Consider the following 15,288-nt stretch of genomic DNA (forward strand, 5'->3'; position numbering starts at 1 on the left):
CCGCTTTCTAACTTCTTTTCCAACTTCAAGAGCTGATCTTGATATTTTCCCAGTGAAATTTGAACGCGAATAGAAAGTAACCCGTCCTTCATTCGATAATAGATTTTGGGAAAGTAACTAATACTCTCCTTGGTTCGACTCCTATTCAAATCTTTGAAAAAACCTTCACTTTGAGTTTGTTTCACTTCATACCAATGGTTTTCTAGAATCATCCGAGCTAGCTTTTGTCGATGCCATAAACTTCGCCAATGATCAGGAAAAAAATGAATATAAAGTAACATCATACTTCCTGACAAAACAAAACTCCCAAGCAGACATACTAAATCTTTCATGGACCAAACGATTTCACTAGTGGAAAATGATAGCTTGGAAAGATCAATTTTTCTAAGCTCTTGAAAATAAAAGACGCTCATCCAACCGATGAACAAAGCAATGAGCCCTCCAAGAACAAAGTGATAAACCAAGTGCTGATCTCCTGCACGTATGCGATGCCCTTTATACATTTTGATGGTTTCCACCCCCAATCAAAAAAGCCCAATAGGATTTCATTGGGCAATTTCAAACCGTTATACTAGTCATTTAATGCTATAGGAAGTTGCTTTGTTTCAACTAATTGTTTTAAAAAGCTTTCAATGGCATCAGGCATCTCCACACCGATTTCTTCTAAGACAGATTCTGCTTCTCGACATAAGTTTTCTTTTGCTTCCACAACCATAAAGAAGGACTCTTCCTCCCCTAACCAATTCAGTACATCAAAGTCTTCTTCGGCATCATTACCTACTTCCAGTAATCCTTGATGCATAATCAGAAACATTTTTTCATCATAGGTTAATGCTTTAGTGAGTTGTTCCTCGGTTAGCTCGCCTTTGCCATATTGATCGAGACAATCTAAAATATGTTCCACATTAATTTCCATATTCTTCACCTATTTCTTTCCTTCATTTTGGTTCGTAGAATTTCCTTGATTCGGTTGTCGTTTTAAGACTAAATCATCCGCCTTAATGAACCAATTGACGGTAGTTCCTTCTCGAAAAACATAATTGGCGACCGTATCCACGATTGGATTGACCAACTCTACCTCTGCATCATAAGCAAACTCGCGTAAGGGTACATTTGCTGGAATACTAACTTGGATCATTCGACCTTGTGCAGAGGATTTCAAATTATAGGTCCGTTCTTTTACCTCATTACTAACCGTTCCGTCCTCATTTTGCTTGCGTACTTCCCGACGTAATGCGGAAAAACGTAATTTCCCAAACGTTAGTCCTGAATCTACGACAATACCTTCTGTTAATCTCATCTTCTTTTCCTCCTATGCTTTCACTAAATCATCAACATACAACACGTAGTCGGTAAACCCACGATTCTCAATCTCATAGCCTTTGGCAACCAAATGGGGATTCACGGCTTTTAGCGGTTGGTCTTGATCAAAATCCTTTTCACCGGCTTCCGCAGCTACTACCACCTCAATATCATCGGCTCGTTGCTTACTGGAATACAAATGGTAACTACGACCAATTATTGTGGTATTCCGTCCATATCCTTCTGTCAAAATTTCGCCTTCTCCGGCATAACTCAACTTTCCAAAGGTTTCGGCCATATCCGGCACAACAAATTTCAATTCCATTTTCTTTTCCTCTTTTCATTGTTAGTTTTGGGTACAAAAATAGCGCGACCACTTTTTTAGGAGGCAGTCGCGCACGTTGCTTCTTCTTATTTACTTGTTTCATCTCATCACCTTAGTTCCGGCGATTCCAGAAATAATAACCCGCCGTCGCAAAGATCAAAGTAAAGCCAACGAACAGTAACACACTGGAAGTTTTCTCCCCCGTTTGTGGGAATGCCTTCACTGCAGGACTAGATTCTTGAGAGTCGCTTGGAACAGTTGGTGTTTCTGGTTTTTCTGGCATACTTGGTGTTGTCGGAACTTTTTTGGGAGTTAAGGTTTGGGATTTTTCTTTCAAATCTTCATTGTGTTTCCCATTGATGTTTCCATCTTTGTCATAGTTAATTTCTTTGAAGGTAAAACTTGTGCCTTCTGGATATTTGCTTGTATCCACTTTTTCTGCAAGCACAGTTTTGGTAAATTCTTTGTCATTCACTTCGTAATCAATTTTGCCAGATTTCCAAATCTCTTTGTTCGTACCATCTGGCAGTAAAACATACAAAATTGTTTCGAAGGCTTCTTTTGAGCCATCCAGTACATCATGGGTAATGGATACATCATCAAACATATCTACCACGTCACCATGAGTGAAAGTTTGCGAACCGTCTTCTAAGTGCGCTTTTGTTTGGATGGAAACATAGCGTTCCACCGTACAATTAACAGTTTGGGCTTGGTTATTCAAACTAGCATCCTTCGCTACTGGCTCATCGCCTGCTTCAAAGGCTTCCTTGTTTTCATACACATAGTTGAACAAGACGATGGTTTTATCCAAAACTTGTTCGGCGGTTAATTTATGCAGAATTTTCCAAGTCCCTGTTTTATCCTTGTTCGCCAAGGTAGCCGTTGTTTCGGCAATTACCACTGGTTTGGCTTTTTCATCTTTTTCTTGGGCAGCTTTTGTGGCTTCCACATCAATGGCTTGTGCTACCACATACCAGTCTTCTTTAATTTCATGCAAGTTATAGCTCAACTTATCAACTAGCTCGGTAGAATCAAGAGAAGTTAATTCTTTGTCCCCGTCTTTCCAAGTCGCAAGGGAAGTCAAGCTATCTTCTTCCTCAGGCAAATCATAGAGCATCAAACGATTCAAACTGACAGAAAATTCTTTATTCGTCAGTTTCTCGTAAGGAACGGTCACCGTCTTAATCGGTTGTTTTTGTCCCTTTTCGGTAATGGTGAAGACATACTCACTCTTGGCGTAATCCTCTTTATTTTCTTTAAAAGTAGAATGGATTTCTAATGGCGTAATCTTTTGAAATCCTTCTGGGGCTTCTACTTCTTCAAGTAAATAATCCCCATAAGGAAGATTTTCAAACTTGCCATAGCCATCAAAGCCTAATTGCTCGTTATAAGCTGTGGTCGCTTCATCCTCAGTACCTGTGATCTCATTGGTTCCTTCCAATGGAGACACTTTAAAGGTCAAATCATTGAAGCCAGTTTCGGCAGTTCCCGCAGCTGATCCGGCGAATTTGAAGAAATCAAACCCAAAGCGAATCACTTGTTCTTTTGCCGTAACATCTCGGGTAATCACAGCATTTTTTTCATTAACATCCACCTTTTTGATGGATACAGGATACTTCGTTTCATCCAAGGTATATCCTTCAGGTGCTTTGGTTTCTTGCCAGTAATACTCGTTGATGGCTAAGTGTTTAACGGCAGCTTGATTCTTTTCATCTAAAGTCAAAGTCACCGTTTCATCAGAAGCTTTCGTTCCTTTCACTAATTCTGGCTTAAAAGCCTCACCCCATTTAACCGCTTTTCCATCCTTAGCAGTAAACAAGGTGTATTCAGCCCCCTCAAAGACTGCCTTGCCTTGTGTTTTATCTCCAGTGTCTTTGTCTTCTTTCATCAAAGTGGTTTCTCCAGTAATTTCTTGGTTTTGCCCTTTTACATTACTGGTAACGAGGGCCACGGTTTGATTGGCATACTTCAATTCGACTTTTACGGGTTTAAAGGTATTTATAAATCCATTACTAGCTTTGGTTTCTGTCACGTAGTAAGTTCCCAATTCCAACGCATTGGCAATTTCTTTTGGTGTTTCCGCATGACCGTTTTCATCCGTGGTCATTTCTTGGACGATTTCACCAGTTGGGCTATCCTTGCGAATGGCAAACGTATTGCCAGCTAAGGAATAATTATCGTTCCAAAGATCATTTCCTGTTTCAACTCCGGTTTTATCCAGAATGATTTGACCTTTTTCTCGCGTATTTTTTGAAGTCACAGAAATGGTTTCACCTGCTTTAATCGTAGCAGTCATGGGTGTGGTATCAATCGTATAAGGCGCTGGCACTGATTTTTCAGTAATGGTTACTTTTGTACCGTGAGGAATCCCATCTAAGGTAGCAATTCCTTCTTTGTCAGTAGTCACGTCTTTTGCAGGCAAAGTTTTTCCAAAGTCTAAATGGAAAACCGTTTCTGGTACAACTTCACCTGATTCTTTATCAACTTTTTTAATCTTTAAAGAACCCTTAGTTTCCACATCAATTTTGATCGTGTAAGTATTCGGTTTATCAATTGCCCCGGCCATTAAAGTTTGTTGGCCAGCCATCTTATAGGCAACCGGTGTTCCCGTACCCGCAGATTTCTTAAGCGTCAATACACCACTTTCTTTTGAATTGGCATTTGGTGTGATTACTAATTGATTGCCATTTACCCGATAATCAATATTTGCGGTATTTTCCACAACCTCATCAAATTCTGACAAGTTCAGATTATTTGTATCTGTCAATGTGGCTGATTGACCTAACACTGTTTTTACTGTGGAATTATGGAAGCTTGGTTTCTTCTGATAATCGGCAATTGCTTGATTAATCTTTGCTTCAATGGCTGCGATATTTACGGCACTACCATCTGATCGTTTGATTGAGTGAAGGGTATAACCGTTAACTTCTTGCCAGATCATCTTCTGTGCCACAATATGAGTATCTACATCTGTACCGGCTTTCTTCCATAAAACGGAAACTAATTTCGCTTTCTCCGGCATATCAGGCAATGGATTTTTCTCATACCCAGGAGTGAACTCATTGTAAATTGGCACCCCTGGTTCAATACAGAAAATATCTTGTTTCACGTCATTGTACACAGCATAATGTGGAACAGTAACTTCTGACATTGGACGGCCGTCACTGAAAGTTCCTTCGACAGCATACTGATGGGCTAAATCAAGTTCCACGGTTACCGTTTGTGGATGTGTGATTTCATCGGCTAAAACAATCGTAGGACCAATCGCTCCACCAATGGTTTGACCTAATAGAGCCAAAGTCGCAAATAATCGCCAATTTTTAAATTTCAGCTTTTTCATAAAATAAAATCTCCTTTCATTTTTGGGTAATAAAAAAAGACGTTCAAATTTTTAGTTTTGAACGCCTTTTTAAGCTTGATACTATTAACTTTTCTTTCGAGATAAATTGTCTCTTTGTTTATAAATTTTGATTTTCCGATAATCAAATCCAATTTCTTCCATTAATTCCTCCCAAGATTTGTTTGTTCTTCTCAATATTGTGATCGCTGACGGAAGTTTATCTGACCTTGATAGCTTACGGAATTTTGTCATTGATAAATCTTCTTCAAGTCCTAATCGAATAATTTCTTCTCTCAGCTCCATCAACAACTGAAAGTCAGTTAATAGATTTTTCTCTTCCTTTTTTCTAAACAGTGACCGTACATCACCAACTAATTTTTTCAACGTACTTAGAGAAGGGACATCTCTACCAACTGATTTTGTTTCGTAATTTCGCTGCGAACGAATTTTTTCATCACTTATAAAACTTTCTACTATTTCCATCAATTTGTCTTCTGGCATCTTAGCCCATTTTCCATAATCATTTTTTTCAAGGCCAATACTCTCTAGCAAGTTATCCCATGACCCATATTTCTGATTGATGAACCAAATACTTGGTGATTCATTGGGATATTCTGCTAACTTTTTCTGATATTGTCTCGTAGATGTAATTCCGTGTTTTTCGATAAAATTATTAATTGTTAAAATCAATTTTAAGTCACTTTGATTCTTCCAAATGATTCGACCATCAATCTTATCCATCAATAAATCTCCTAAATAATATTTAGAGAATATCTATCACACTAACTTTTTATCATCAAAGTATATGTTTTGCCTTTTTTTGAAAACTGGTACCTTTTTATCTTAAGGGGTTAAAAATATGATAAATTCGGTAAATGTTTTGGTATTTCTCGTATTAAATTTGTCGTCAGACTGACTACTAAATTTTGCCCAATTTTGACGATACTGTTAGTCAATATCGGACAATTTAGGACATTCTGGGGGAATATAAGTAAAAAATGGTCCAAAACAGCCAATTCAGGCTTAAAACTGTGATAGAGAAAAAAGAAAAAGCCCTTGATATACAAGGACTTTTCACAGATTTTAGAGATTTTAGGATTTTTCCGTTATTATCTTCTAATTTCTTTGATACGAGCTGCTTTTCCGTGTAATGCACGCAAGTAGTACAATTTTGCACGACGTACTTTACCGTAACGAACAACTTCGATTTGTGCAACACGTGGTGTGTGCAATGGGAAGGTACGTTCAACACCTACACCGTTTGATACTTTACGAACTGTATAAGTTTCGCTAATACCAGCTCCGCGGCGTTTGATAACAACACCTTCAAATAACTGGATACGTTCGCGAGTTCCTTCGACAACTTTCGCATGAACGCGAACAGTGTCCCCAGGACGGAAAGCTGGGATGTCAGTACGTAATTGTTCTTGAGTTAATTCTTGAATCAATGGATTCATCTTTATCATTCTCCTTATTCCCAAACATTCTTAAAGCAATTTGCTCCAGCGGAATATCGTAATAGTTGAGTTTACACTCACTAAAATATCTTACCATAACTTTCCAGCTCATGTAAAGACAAATTTCTTGTCACCAGTGTTTTTTTCCGACATTTATTTTGGCTTTATAAAAAAAGACAACGGACTAGAATGGTTCCCCTAGTATCCGCTGTCGTGGTTTCATTTGATTGCAGTTGTGATTCCCGGAACTGAGATTCTTTACTTTGATTCATCCTCTGACGAAGATTCTTCGGCGATCTCTTGCAGCATTTTTTTCATTTCTGCTGTTAGGGGATAATCCGCCAACATATCAGGTCGTCGCTGATAGGTTCGTCTCAAGGATTCTTTTAAGCGCCATTCTTCGATCAATTTGTGATTGCCGTTCATCAAGACTGATGGGACCGTCATCCCTTGAAATTCTGCTGGTCGCGTGTACTGCGGGTGTTCAAGCAATCCAGTGGAGTGAGAATCCGTCTGGGCAGACGTCTCGTTTCCTAGCACTTCGGGCAACAGACGAACCGTCGCGTCAATCATCACCATTGCGCCTAATTCCCCGCCTGTCAGTACGTAATCCCCCAGAGAAACTTCATCTGTCACAAGCGAACGGATTCGTTCATCATAGCCTTCATAGTGGCCGCAGATAAATACTAAATGCTCTTCTTGTGAAAAGGACTCGGCCATTTTTTGATCAAATTTCTTGCCGGCAGGGTCTAACAAAATAATACGTTTCTTGGTTTGCGGGGTGGCAGTTTCGATCGCTTTTAAATTATCATAGATTGGTTGAACTTTCAGCAACATCCCTGCCCCTCCGCCATAAGGGTAGTCATCGACTGTTTGGTGTTTATTGTCCGAAAATTCGCGAAAGTTTGAGACATTGATTTCTAGAAGCTCTTTTTCCCGAGCTTTTCCAATGATCGATTCCCCCATAGGACCCTCAAACATTCTTGGAAACAGGGTTAAGACATCAATCCTCATCGTCCAACAACCCTTCTGGAATTTCGATAGAAACTTCGCCTTTTTCTAAATCAATTTGTTTTACCACTGATTCAATATAGGGAATCAACGCATCTTTTTTCCCTTTGCGTTGGACTACCCAAACATCATTGGCTCCGGGAGATAAAATCTCTTTGATTTTGCCTAGTTCTCTGGCTTGTTCATCAATGACGGTCAAGCCGATGATTTCATGATAGTAATATTCATTTTCTGCAAGTTGTCCCAACTCATCTTTTGTCACCTTTAAGATACCATCTCGCAAAGGTTCGACATCATTGATCGTGGGGTAACCCTCAAATGTTAATAAATCAAAATTTTTGTGTTTGCGATGACCAGAAACGGTTAGTTCCAGCGGTGCTTTATTTTCTCGAAACAGTGTTAATCGTTGCCCTTTACGGTAGCGTTCTTCTGGGAAATCGGTTTGCGAGATCACTCGTACTTCTCCCCGGATTCCGTGGGTATTGACAATTTTTCCTACATTTAAAAATTCAGTCACGATTGGTCCTCATTTCCTTTATAATCCTTCTCATTTTAGCATGGGCAGTTAAGGAATTCTAGTGTTTTCCCGAGGTGGAACTGCTTGGATCATCAACAAGCATGGATTTTCCGCTCCCCAAAGGGTGGGAAATGTTTCGACAGGCAAAAACCCCATCGCCTGATAAAAACTTCGTGTACGTTGGTAGTTTGGGTCTGGATGCGTCTCTGCCAATGTCTTAACCTGTAAAAAGGCCATCCTTTCTCGTTGGCACCAACGGATGGCTTCTAGAATCAATTGGCTGCCGATTCCTTGATGGTGATTGGCTTTCAATACGCCCATAACATAAATCTCAGCCGTTACTGGGCTTGTTTTAACTAATGTCAAAAAGCCTTTTTCTTCCTTAACGATCATGGTTTGATCTGCACTTTTTTCAATATAATCAGCGGTGCTTTCGGGCAGACCGAACCACTCCGGCAAGTCAGCCAGAATGGTTTGTACGATCTGTTTCTTTTTCTGAGAGTCAGATAAATAGGTAAGCTGCATGACTTCCTCCTACACGTTAGATTGGCTTTTTTATTGATTCATTGAGACCGCCATTTTCAATGCGGATAAAGGATCTTGATGTTGCAAGGTATAAGTGATCTTACCGTCTTGCCAAGAAACGGTGGTAGCCGTGTAATCTGATTTGCCCATATCAACAGTGATTTGCCCAAGATCTGGAGCAGGTAACATGGCTTCTTCTAAGTAGGCCACGATTTTTTTTGCTACTGGTACGGGGTCTTGATTCTCTTGATTGACTGCTCGTACCGTCAAGTTCCAATTGCCTTCTTGCCAACTTAGATAACTGGAACCAGCTGCACCTTGCATATGACCGGTGATAGCATGACCAAGGTCGACGGCTTGTCCACCGTCATCAGGGGTCGCATGCACGGCTTCAGCTGCTTGATTCTTCTCTTCGTAAGTGACTTTTTGATAACTGGCGATTGGCGTTTCGTTGTTCAAAGATGAATCATCCAATTTTCGTTGATCATTTAGCTGATAATACAGAATAGAAAGCTGATTCGTTCCTTGGTGGGTTGCTGCATTCAATGTCTTTTGCTCCGTCATCGGTACCTCTGATGGCAAGCGATCCTGCGGAAAAGCCGCTGACAACTGATCCAGTGTTCCTGCTTGGGTAACTGTCTCACTTGACTCAGTTTGCGCGGCACTGCTGGAGGTTGCCTCACTACTGCTGCTACTGCTTTCAGAAGAAATGGTTGTACTGGTATGAGTGCTTGAATGGGTTGACTCAGACGTATCCGTATTATTTTTCGTGTCACATCCTGCTAACGCCCCAATGGCCAATACTGTCACTAGGAGCCCTATTTCTTTTTTCATGATGATTTCCCCCTTTTTATTGAGCATACCCTTTCCAAAATAAAAAGACAAACAACTTTGCTTGTCTTTAAATACTAGCTGATTACGCTCGAAATCCAATTTTGTAAAGCCTGCCAACCGTCTTTCAGCCATTGAATTCCTTGATCCAGATAGGTTGATAACTGATCCCAGCGGAAATCTCGTGTCCATTGACTAACTTGAGTAAAAATCACATCCCGATAGATCCATAATAAAAAGAGCAAAAACAGCACACCTAGCGTGCGCCAGATAAATGAGCCTATTTTATAGATAAAAACTAAGACTAAAATAAAGATGATCCATGCGACTATTTGTGACATTTTCCCGCCTCCTTTTTTCTTATTATCTCAAAAACCAGCTGTTCTGTCATAGGTCTTGAGCATGAAAGAACAAAAAAGCACCACTCAGCGAGTGATGCTATCCATTACTTTCCATCAATGATATTTAAACGAATCTTTTTAGGACCGTTGGTACGAACCCCATAAACGATCGTCCGGATTGCTTTCGCCACCCGACCTTGTTTACCAATGATTCGTCCGATATCATCTGGTGCAACTGTAAGGTTATATTCAAAGAAATCTTCTGATTCGACCACTTCAAGCTGGATCTCCTCAGGTTTGGTCACTAATGGTGAAACGATCGTTAAGACTAATTCTTGCAAATCATTCATCCGTCGTCACCTTATTTCTTAGTGAATTTAGCTTCGTGATGTTTTTTCATTACGCCTTCTTTAGAAAGAATGTTGCGTACTGTATCAGAAGGTTGTGCACCTTTTGATAACCAATCAAGAATCAAATCTTCTTTGATTGTCACTTCAGCTGGGTCTTGCAAAGGATTGTAAGTACCTACTGTTTCGATGAAACGTCCGTCACGAGGAGAACGTGAATCTGCTACGACAATACGGTAAAAAGGTTTCTTTTTAGAACCCATGCGTTTTAAACGAATTTTAACTGCCATTTTATTTACACCTCCATTGTTTTAATCACAAGAGCTAGTTTAACAGGTTTTACTGATGGTGTAAAGAGTTTTTTCTTTACAGTCTCTTTTTTTACGTTTCTTTTTTCTATAGGTTATCTTTTGCCATATTTTCTTACAACGCGTATCATTAAAGACAGAGACAGCCATTATGAGCGGAACAGCGCTTTTTGACTGAAGTTGATCGACAAATGCATTTTATTTGTCAGCTTTACTTACTTTTGGTAAGATAAAAAATGTAAAAGATATGAGGAGGAATTCAACATGACAAAAAAAATTGGTTTTATCGTTGGTAGTTTACGCGAGGGCTCTTATAACAAGCTAGTAGCGAAAAAATTTGCAGAATTATTACCGGAAGGTTTTGAAGCGGTCTTCTTAGAAATCGGTAACCTACCATTTTACAATGAAGACTTGGAAGTAGAAGGCAAAGTCCCTGCTGAATGGACTGCATTCCGTAATGAATTACAAAGTGTGGACGGCGTTTTCTTCTTTACACCAGAATACAATCGTTCTGTACCAGCAGCATTGAAAAATGCTTTGGATGTCGGCTCACGTCCTTATGGTGCTAGCCTTTGGGGTGGCAAACCTGCTTTAGTCGTAAGTGTTTCCCCTGGTGCAATTGCTGGTTTTGGTGCCAACCATCACCTACGTCAATCATTGGTATTCTTAGACATGCCAACCTTGCAACAACCAGAAGCTTATATTGGGGGTATCATGAACTTGATCGATGAAAACAATACGATCAAAGAAGATACTGTCAACTTCTTCCAAACAATCATTGATCAATACATCGAATTGTTCAACCGTTACAACTAAAAACCTGTCGCGATTTTGTGACAGTCAGATAAGAAACGCACAATCTCTGATCTCTCCCATAAGGGAAACCAGTGATTGTGCGTTTTTTTAGTTAGATGGTTCAATGTAAACTCTGAGTGAATCATAAGGAAGTCTCTGGAACACTGGCAAAAAGAAACTCAGAAAGCCACCCATCTATTTACGCTGATAGTGGATCTCTACGAGTTCACCCATTTGCGTCATATCCACAAATTGTAAACGTGTTTCATAATCTCCTGGTTCAAACAAGCGCTTGCCTTTTCCTAGTAATACAGGAGCAATCTGCACATACCACTCATCAATCAAATCTGCTTCCAGCAAAGGATGCAAGAGATTGCCGCCACCAACTAACCAAACCGCTTTCTCTTTTTTTAACTGTGACAAAAAGACAACCGGGTCTTGATTCACAACCACTGCATCCTTTGGATTGGTCTGCATCTGACGAGAAAATACATAATTTTCTTTTTCCGGATAGAGCATTTCGGTTGCCAGCATTTTTTTGCTTCTTCATACGTCTTGCGGCCCATCGCGATTGCATCAATCGTTTCAAAAAATTTCTCATACGTGGTGCTTGCTCCTGTATCAGTCGCCAACAGCCAATCCAGCTGATCCTCTGCTCCTGCTAAATAGCCATCCAAACTGATCGCTCCATAAAAAACCAGTTTTCCCATATCTGACTCCTCCTCAATGTTTCTCGTCTTCCTTCTAAAGTTCCTCGTAACAGAGACAGCTTGTCAGGTGATCGTTAACCATTCCCACAGCTTCCATGAATGCATAGATCGTTGTCGTTCCTATAAACTTAAAGCCACGAGCTTTTAAATCCTTCGCCAAGCGATCAGAAATTGGTGAATGAGTCGGTACCTCTGCTTGTGATTGAAAATGATTGATCATTGGCTGGTGATCGACATAACGCCATAAAAATTCAGAAAAACTGCCAAATTCTTGCTGGATCTCTAGCACAAGTCGGGCATTATGAATCGCTGCTTCTATTTTTCTGCGATTCCGAATAATACCAGGATCATCCATCAGTGCGAGGATTTTCTCTTCCGAATAATTGGCCACTGTCTCAATATCAAAGTGATCATATGCTTGATCAAAATTTGCCATCTTGTTCAAAATCGTTTGCCAACTCAGTCCTGCTTGATTCATATCTAAAACCAACTTACGAAACAACTGCTGATCATCATACTCAGGTTTCCCCCAAACATGATCATGGTACTCTTGCATTGCGGGACTACTTGTTGCCCAATCACAACGGATCATTGTCACTCCTCCTTTTTGTTTTATTTTAGCAAAAGTTCTTTACTTTTGATAGTGTACTACGTATACTAGTACACATAAACGAAAGGGGCTGAGTATATGGTCATGATCAACAAGACAAGCAGCAAACCTTATTACGAGCAGCTGATATTGAGCATCAAAGAAGACATCTTGCATGGTGTTTTGAGACCGGGTGATCAAATTCCTTCGGTTCGTGAGATGGCCAAACGCTTGTTGATGAACCCAAATACCGTCAGCAAGGCCTACAAAGTATTGGAAAGTGAGCAGGTCTTGATCACCATCAAAGGCAAAGGAACATTTGTCAAAGCACTGGAGAGTGTTCCCCGCGACGAGCGGCGGATCCAGCAATTAAAAGAACGATTGAAAGAATTAGTGATCGAGGCAGGACATTTGCAGATCAGCATCCAAGAAATCACTGCTTGGGTCACTGCATTTGAAGAAGAACTGGGAGGGATCGATAAATGAACCTAGAAGGCGTTACAAAGAAAATTGAAGGGACTACTATTCTAGAAGATGTTACCTTTTCATTGTGCAAAAATGAAATCGTCGGTTTGATTGGGCGCAACGGCTCTGGAAAAACCACGCTTTTCCGTACACTCTCAGGACAGTACGCTTTAGACGGCGGCGAAATCATGATTGATGGTCAATCATTGGCTCAGAAGCCGCAACTAAAGGAAAACTTATTTTATATCGATGAAAAAGAGAATTTTTTAGCGGCGTATTCATTGAAAAAAATCAATGCCTTTTATCGGCTCGCTTACCCCAAATTTGATCAAGATCTTTATCTTGAGATGATGCAGAGCAACGGATTGCCACTTGGCCATTCGTATCGGCGAATGTCTAAAGGCATGCAAGGACTGTATAAGATGATTTTAGCCATTGCTTCCAATGCCGATTATCTATTATTGGACGAACCTTTTGACGGTTTAGATATTATTGTACGCAAAAAGGTCATTGGCCTTTTGTTAGAAAACTTGAGTGAATCTAATCGCACAGCCATCATCGCTTCTCATAATCTAAATGAGCTTGAGAACATTATCGACCGAGCCCTTTTAATCAAAGGAAGAACAATCGCTAAAGATTATCGGTTAGAAACGATGCGGGAAAATGCCCGTAAAATTCAATTCGTCTTTCGTGGGAAACAGGTACCGCCACTAATCAAACAGCATTCAAAATTGATCAATCGTCAAGGTCGGGTGATTGTTGCTTTGTTCGAAGAATACGATGCGGCATTAGAAGAACAGATCCGGCAATTAGAGCCGTTGCTCTTTGAAGAACTCCCATTGACCTTGGAAGATTTATTTGAAGCCAATTTGAGTCAAGAATCCTTGTTGAAAGGTTAGAGGTGAAAGAAAATGTTAAAACAAATTTATCGTCAACGATACGGCAAACTGTTGCTTGGTTTTTGTCTAGTCTTGGTTTTGATTTATGCAGGATTGGGCTGGAACACCCAACGTTCTTGGCACAATCAGAAAACCTATTTTGATTCTGAAACCTTCAAGAAGGATTTCCAAGAGCATCCTGACTACTATATAAAGGACTATCAAGGAGAAAAACCAATCTATTATTCAATCGATGAATACACGGATGAAAACTTGCTTATTTTTAATAAGCCTGTACCAGAGAGTGATGGCGATTATAGGTATCCCTCGAATTTCGCTGACACAGGTGCCTCTTTTATTCTTCCGCTATTACTGGTTTTTGGGTTTCTTAGCTTTTTCATTGACCAAAAGACAAATTTCAATCGCTTTTTATTTTCATTGCCGTTTAAAAAACGACAGATTTTCCGTCAAAAAGCTGTTTTCTTATTGGCTCCGGTCAGTTTCGCTTTAATCATTGGTATTTTGAGCAATATTTGCATTCGCTACTTGATGATTCCCTCCGAATACTTCCAAATTCCGCTATCAGATTTATTCGCATCTGGTGTTGGTACGTTTGTTGGAAATCTGGCAGTAACAGCCATCGGATGCTTTTTAGGGGTGCTTTTAGGTAATCTCTTTTTCGGCCTATTATCAATCGTTTTGATCTTTTTCTTGCTGAGCGGTTTTTACAGCTTTTATTATAATCTACAGGAATATCTGAGCTTTCTTTTCTATGGAAAAGGGGGACACTTAGTTTTGAACAATCTTTGGAATGACTGGCCCAATGGCTTGCCAGTCAATTGGTGGGCAGTTCTTGTCACACTGCTTCTGTCTTTCGTATTGATTGCAGCTGCTCAAGAAGTGTTCGCTCGCATCTCCTTAGAAAACGATGGCGATTACTTAACCGTTCCTGCCTTTCGCTTGCCAGTCTTTTTAGCGATGGCCATTGGGACTTGGTTCTACTTGATCAATATGAATTGGATGCTGGTCCAATTCTATTATGATGACTTTTCTCAAAGGAGAACCATCCTTTCGATATGTATTTATTTAGTGGTCTGCCTTGTTGTCAGCTTCCTCTTGGTTTATCCGAAAGCAATCAAAAAGTGGTGGCATGCTCGTCACTTTTTGAATGATCGGTCCAGCAACTAACATTATTAAGAACGGCGATTTGAAAGCTACGAGTTGACAGAGCTAAGTCGTGATTCGCTCGTTGTTTGACTGTCTTCCTTTTCAAAAGAAAAACAACCGTTAACGAAATCGTTAACGGTTGTTTGAGTTAAATTAGCGGTTAGGCTTGTCTTTATCGTCATGTTTATCAAAGAAATTGTTCACTTTGCGAGAAACATCATCCGCAAAATCTTCTACTTTGTCTTTCACTTTGCCGTACTCGTTTTGGGTTTTGCCTTTTAATTCTTCGGAGTCATCGCCCGTAACTTTCCCTTTTGTTTCAGTAATTTTACCTTCAACTCGATCTTTGTTTGTCATGGTAACTTGCTCCTTTCAATTGC

At 40.0% G+C, this 15,288-nt stretch carries 19 protein-coding genes and 2 pseudogenes; 4 read left to right on the forward strand and 17 right to left on the reverse strand.

The annotated features are described in order from the left end of the window. The 14 genes and pseudogenes from Q0A12_RS04775 to rpsP form a co-directional block, all read right to left on the reverse strand. A pseudogene (locus tag Q0A12_RS04775) lies at positions 1-503 on the reverse strand (ATP-binding protein); the annotation flags it as partial. Positions 504-571: 68 nt separating this feature from the next. Beyond that, positions 572-916 (reverse strand): damage-inducible protein J, encoded by a 345-nt coding sequence (locus Q0A12_RS04780; RefSeq protein WP_291291594.1) that lies wholly within the window; start codon positions 914-916, stop codon positions 572-574. Between the two features lie 9 nt (positions 917-925). Next, a complete protein-coding gene (locus tag Q0A12_RS04785) occupies positions 926-1,300 on the reverse strand; it encodes a YdcP family protein (protein WP_291291528.1) in 375 nt (124 codons plus the stop codon). Positions 1,301-1,312: 12 nt separating this feature from the next. After that, on the reverse strand, positions 1,313-1,627 hold the full coding sequence (locus Q0A12_RS04790) for a YdcP family protein (protein ID WP_291291529.1): 315 nt from the start codon (positions 1,625-1,627) through the stop codon (positions 1,313-1,315). Between the two features lie 112 nt (positions 1,628-1,739). Next, on the reverse strand, positions 1,740-4,967 hold the full coding sequence (gene fss3, locus Q0A12_RS04795) for a fibrinogen-binding MSCRAMM adhesin Fss3 (RefSeq protein WP_291291530.1): 3,228 nt from the start codon (positions 4,965-4,967) through the stop codon (positions 1,740-1,742). Between the two features lie 84 nt (positions 4,968-5,051). Further along, positions 5,052-5,708, reverse strand: a complete 657-nt coding sequence (locus tag Q0A12_RS04800; RefSeq protein ID WP_291291531.1) for a hypothetical protein — start codon at positions 5,706-5,708, stop codon at positions 5,052-5,054. Positions 5,709-6,076: 368 nt separating this feature from the next. Beyond that, positions 6,077-6,424: a 50S ribosomal protein L19 gene (gene rplS, locus Q0A12_RS04805; RefSeq protein ID WP_002357176.1), complete on the reverse strand. Its 348-nt coding sequence runs from the start codon at positions 6,422-6,424 to the stop codon at positions 6,077-6,079. 258 nt (positions 6,425-6,682) lie between these two features. Then, entirely contained in the window at positions 6,683-7,438 is a 756-nt protein-coding gene (gene trmD / locus Q0A12_RS04810) for a tRNA (guanosine(37)-N1)-methyltransferase TrmD (RefSeq protein WP_291291532.1), read from the reverse strand. Then, positions 7,428-7,952 carry a ribosome maturation factor RimM gene (rimM, locus tag Q0A12_RS04815; protein ID WP_291291533.1) on the reverse strand — a complete coding sequence of 175 codons (525 nt, stop codon included), beginning with the start codon at positions 7,950-7,952 and terminating at the stop codon, positions 7,428-7,430. The genes trmD and rimM overlap by 11 nt, the downstream gene beginning before the upstream one ends. A gap of 48 nt (positions 7,953-8,000) precedes the next feature. Further along, on the reverse strand, positions 8,001-8,477 hold the full coding sequence (locus tag Q0A12_RS04820) for a GNAT family N-acetyltransferase (RefSeq protein ID WP_291291534.1): 477 nt from the start codon (positions 8,475-8,477) through the stop codon (positions 8,001-8,003). A gap of 30 nt (positions 8,478-8,507) precedes the next feature. Next, positions 8,508-9,311: a hypothetical protein gene (locus tag Q0A12_RS04825; protein WP_291291535.1), complete on the reverse strand. Its 804-nt coding sequence runs from the start codon at positions 9,309-9,311 to the stop codon at positions 8,508-8,510. A gap of 74 nt (positions 9,312-9,385) precedes the next feature. After that, a complete protein-coding gene (locus tag Q0A12_RS04830) occupies positions 9,386-9,649 on the reverse strand; it encodes a hypothetical protein (protein WP_291291536.1) in 264 nt (87 codons plus the stop codon). Between the two features lie 104 nt (positions 9,650-9,753). After that, positions 9,754-9,999: a KH domain-containing protein gene (locus Q0A12_RS04835; RefSeq protein WP_291291537.1), complete on the reverse strand. Its 246-nt coding sequence runs from the start codon at positions 9,997-9,999 to the stop codon at positions 9,754-9,756. 11 nt (positions 10,000-10,010) lie between these two features. Next, on the reverse strand, positions 10,011-10,286 hold the full coding sequence (gene rpsP / locus Q0A12_RS04840) for a 30S ribosomal protein S16 (protein WP_003127685.1): 276 nt from the start codon (positions 10,284-10,286) through the stop codon (positions 10,011-10,013). Positions 10,287-10,568: 282 nt separating this feature from the next. Here rpsP and Q0A12_RS04845 point away from each other — a divergent pair, with 282 nt between their 5' ends. Next, positions 10,569-11,120 (forward strand): NAD(P)H-dependent oxidoreductase, encoded by a 552-nt coding sequence (locus Q0A12_RS04845; RefSeq protein WP_291291538.1) that lies wholly within the window; start codon positions 10,569-10,571, stop codon positions 11,118-11,120. A 174-nt stretch (positions 11,121-11,294) separates the two neighbouring features. Here the strand turns inward: Q0A12_RS04845 and Q0A12_RS04850 are convergent. Both Q0A12_RS04850 and Q0A12_RS04855 read right to left on the reverse strand, forming a co-directional pair. After that, positions 11,295-11,809, reverse strand: a pseudogene (locus Q0A12_RS04850) (dihydrofolate reductase family protein). 34 nt (positions 11,810-11,843) lie between these two features. Further along, positions 11,844-12,401: a DNA-3-methyladenine glycosylase I gene (locus Q0A12_RS04855; RefSeq protein ID WP_291291539.1), complete on the reverse strand. Its 558-nt coding sequence runs from the start codon at positions 12,399-12,401 to the stop codon at positions 11,844-11,846. A 96-nt stretch (positions 12,402-12,497) separates the two neighbouring features. Here Q0A12_RS04855 and Q0A12_RS04860 point away from each other — a divergent pair, with 96 nt between their 5' ends. From Q0A12_RS04860 to Q0A12_RS04870, 3 genes are read left to right on the forward strand one after another with little or no spacing between them, the layout of a single operon-like run. Beyond that, positions 12,498-12,884 (forward strand): GntR family transcriptional regulator, encoded by a 387-nt coding sequence (locus Q0A12_RS04860; protein WP_291291540.1) that lies wholly within the window; start codon positions 12,498-12,500, stop codon positions 12,882-12,884. After that, positions 12,881-13,762 (forward strand): ABC transporter ATP-binding protein, encoded by an 882-nt coding sequence (locus tag Q0A12_RS04865; protein WP_291291541.1) that lies wholly within the window; start codon positions 12,881-12,883, stop codon positions 13,760-13,762. Before Q0A12_RS04860 ends, Q0A12_RS04865 begins: the two co-directional genes overlap by 4 nt. Positions 13,763-13,774: 12 nt before the next feature. Next, positions 13,775-14,929: an ABC-2 transporter permease gene (locus tag Q0A12_RS04870; RefSeq protein ID WP_291291542.1), complete on the forward strand. Its 1,155-nt coding sequence runs from the start codon at positions 13,775-13,777 to the stop codon at positions 14,927-14,929. 132 nt (positions 14,930-15,061) lie between these two features. Here Q0A12_RS04870 and Q0A12_RS04875 read toward each other — a convergent pair whose 3' ends face one another. Next, positions 15,062-15,265, reverse strand: coding sequence for a CsbD family protein (locus tag Q0A12_RS04875; RefSeq protein WP_060815207.1), 204 nt, complete (start codon positions 15,263-15,265; stop codon positions 15,062-15,064). Positions 15,266-15,288 lie beyond the last annotated feature (23 nt).

It is taken from the genome of Enterococcus sp., from assembly GCF_022711995.1.
Taxonomy (GTDB): Bacteria; Bacillota; Bacilli; order Lactobacillales; family Enterococcaceae; genus Enterococcus_D.